Source organism: Arhodomonas sp. KWT (assembly GCF_010993615.1).
On sequence record NZ_WNXE01000014.1, the window covers coordinates 1 to 3,024 of the forward strand.

Genomic DNA, 3,024 nt, shown 5'->3' on the forward strand with positions numbered 1-3,024 from the left:
ATGACCAGTCCGGACGGGCACATCCGTATCCCGATCAACGAGTCGTCGGACGACAGGAGCCAGATCGAGGAATTCCTCCGCGAGTACAACGGCGAGGGTATCCAGCACATCGCCCTCGGCACGGACGATATCTGTGCCACCGTGGACGCGCTGACGGGCAACGGCCTGGGGCTTATGAGCACGCCGGCGACCTATTACGAGAAGGTCGACGAGCGGGTGCCCGGCCACGGCCAGGATCTGGAGGCCCTGCGCGCGCGCAACATCCTCATCGACGGCGCGCCCACCGAGGGCCAGGGCCTGCTGCTGCAGATTTTCAGTGAGACCGTGATCGGGCCGATCTTCTTCGAGTTCATCCAGCGCAAGGGCAACGAGGGCTTCGGCGAGGGCAATTTCCAGGCCCTGTTCGAGTCCATCGAGGAGGACCAGATGCGCCGGGGCGTGCTCGACGGGGGGGATCAGCCTGACGGGAAGTAGGCGCCAAGGCGCCGGAAGGTCCGGCCGAGGTCCGCGCTCAACCCCAGGACCTGCCGGCCGTCCTCCTCGCTATGGCGGCGTACGTCGGCAGAGAAACGGACCAGCGGCTCCGTCTCTTCGGGGAGGGCGAGGCTGATGTGCAGGGTCCCGCCTTCGCAGACCGCCGCGGCGGGGGGCAGCGCCACCCGGCAACCCTGCTCGCTGACGTCGAGGATCAGCGCGTTGTGTTCCTCGCCGTCGCCCATGCGCACGCGTGCCGGGAGCTGGCAGTTGAGTCTCGGTTCCCGGCGCAGCGCGAATGACTCGGTCTCCTCCGGATAGGCGATGAAGACCATGGGCTCCGGTTCGCGCAGGAGCTGGCGCACGTAGCTCCTGAACCCGTAGGCCACACCTTCGTGGAAGAAGCGCACCACCAGCGGGTCGCCCGGGCTCAGGCGCAGGCGCTCCAGCCCGCCGCCACCGGCGTTGTCGTGCAGGGCGAGATACCGGTCGGCGCGTGCGCCGAGCAGTGTCGTGACGATACGGCTGGCATAGCCCGGCACCTGGAGCTGCATGTTAAGCCCACAGAAGAACAGCTCCCCGGTGTCCTGTGTCGCCTCCGCCATTGTCCCCTCCGTGTCGTCGTCCGCAGGGAGTCTACCCGCGCCGGCGGTTAGGGGCTAACGCCGGCGGCAACCCGCCGGGGCCGGTCGAGCGTGGTCACCGGCGAACGGGTTAGACTGGGCGTCCGGGCGGTAGGCGCCCGGGAAAACGCGTTGAATGGAGCCACCCCATGACCCGCACTGTCCGCACCCTGGCCCACTGGGGCGCCTATCAGCTCGATATCGACGGCGAGGCCGTCACCGCCGTCCACCCCTGGCCCGATGATCCGGACCCCTCGCCGGTGGGCGAGGTCCTGCGCGAGACCCGCGGCCCCGAGCGTGTCGAGCGGCCGATGATCCGCCGCGGCTGGCTCGACGGGGCGTCCACCGGCGAGCGCCCCCGGGGCGCGGACGAGTTCGTGCCGGTCTCCTGGGAGACGGCGCTGGAGCATGTCGCCGGCGCCCTGGCACGCACCCGGCGGGAGTACGGCAACGAGGCCATCTACGGTGGCTCCTACGGCTGGGCCAGCGCCGGGCGCTTCCACCATGCCCAGAGTCAGGTGCACCGTTTCCTCGCCGCCATCGGTGGTTACGTCCGCTCGGTCAACAGCTACTCCTTCGCCGCGGCGGAGGTGATCACGCCCTACGTGGTGGGTTACGACTTCAACACCTTCCGCGCGGCCTCCACCTCGCTGTCCGTGGTCGCGCGGGAGACGGAGCTGCTGGTGTGTTTCGGCGGCACGCCGTGGAAGAACGCCCAGATGCAGTCCGGCGGCATCGGCCGCCACGTGGTCGGCCCGGCGCTGGAGGCCGCCGCGGCGCGGGGCTGCCGCATGGTCAACCTCTCGCCGCTGCGCGACGACCTCGCCCTGGCAGGTGCGGTGTGGCAGCCGGTGCGCCCCAACACCGACCTCGCGGTGATGCTGGGTATCGCCCACACGCTGGTCGAGGAGGGCCTGCACGACCGGGACTTCCTCGCGCGCTACACCGAGGGCTTCGAGCCCTTCCGGCGCACGCTCATGGGCGAGGCGGACGCCCCGGCGCGGGACGCGGACTGGGCGGCCTCGGTAAGCGGCGTGCCCGCCGCGACCCTGCGGGAGCTGGCCCGGGAGATGGCCGGGTCGCGGACCATGATCAACCTGAGCTGGTCGCTGCAACGCGCGGATCACGGCGAGCAGGTCTACTGGATGGGTATGGTGCTCGCGGCCATGCTCGGGCAGATCGGACTGCCCGGGGGCGGCTTCGGCGCCGGCTACTCCGCCGCGGGGTCGGTGGGCAACGGCGCCCACCGCCGGAAGCTGACCCGGCTGCCGCCCCTGCCCAATCCGGTGGAGGCCTTCATCCCGGTGGCCCGCATCGCGGACATGCTCCTGCACCCCGGTGAGTCCTTCGACTACGACGGCGAGCGCCGCCGCTACCCGGAATGCCGGCTGGTGTACTGGGCGGGCGGCAACCCGTTCCACCACCACCAGGACCTCACCCGCCTGGTGCGGGCGTGGCAGCGCCCGGAGACGGTGATCGTCCATGAGCCGTTCTGGACCGCCACCGCCCGGCACGCGGACATCGTGCTGCCGGTGACAACGCCGCTGGAGCGCGAGGACATCGGCGGATCGTCGGCGGACGACACGCTCGTGGCCATGGACCAGGCGTTCCCGCCCTACGGCGAGGCCCGCGACGACTACGCGATCTTCGCCGACCTGGCGGAGCGCCTGGGCGAGGGCGAGCGCTTCACCGAGGGGCGAGACGTCACCGGCTGGCTGCGCCACATCCACGGGGGCCTGCGCGAACGCTACCCGGAGCTGCCGGACTACGACGCCTTCCGCCGGCGGGGCTATCACCGTTTCGGTGAGGGTGAGCCGCCGGTGGAGCGGGTGCAGCTCGCCGACTTCCGCGCGGACCCCGAGCGCTACGCCCTGCCGACCCCGAGCGGGCGCATCGAGATCCACTCCCGGCGTATCGAGGCGATGGC

The 3,024-nt window shown here is 71.0% G+C and carries 3 protein-coding genes; 2 read left to right on the forward strand and 1 reads right to left on the reverse strand.

Annotated features, from left to right (window positions below):
• Positions 1–474, forward strand: a 474-nt coding sequence (locus tag G7A99_RS04675) for a 4-hydroxyphenylpyruvate dioxygenase family protein (protein ID WP_205599735.1), incomplete at its 5' end; no start/stop codon positions are given.
• Here G7A99_RS04675 and G7A99_RS04680 read toward each other — a convergent pair.
• Positions 456–1,079, reverse strand: coding sequence for a flagellar brake protein (locus G7A99_RS04680; RefSeq protein ID WP_163139054.1), 624 nt, complete (start codon positions 1,077–1,079; stop codon positions 456–458). The genes G7A99_RS04675 and G7A99_RS04680 overlap by 19 nt on opposite strands.
• A 167-nt stretch (positions 1,080–1,246) precedes the next feature.
• On the opposite strand from G7A99_RS04680, the gene G7A99_RS04685 reads away from it, so the two are divergent.
• Positions 1,247–3,024: molybdopterin-dependent oxidoreductase (locus G7A99_RS04685; protein WP_163139055.1), on the forward strand; the 1,778-nt coding region annotated here is incomplete at its 3' end.

Excerpts from the sequence above, each read along its gene's own strand:
- G7A99_RS04680 (WP_163139054.1), bottom strand. The coding sequence starts at position 1,079 with ATGGCGGAGGCGACACAGGACACCGGGGAGCTGTTCTTCTGTGGGCTT.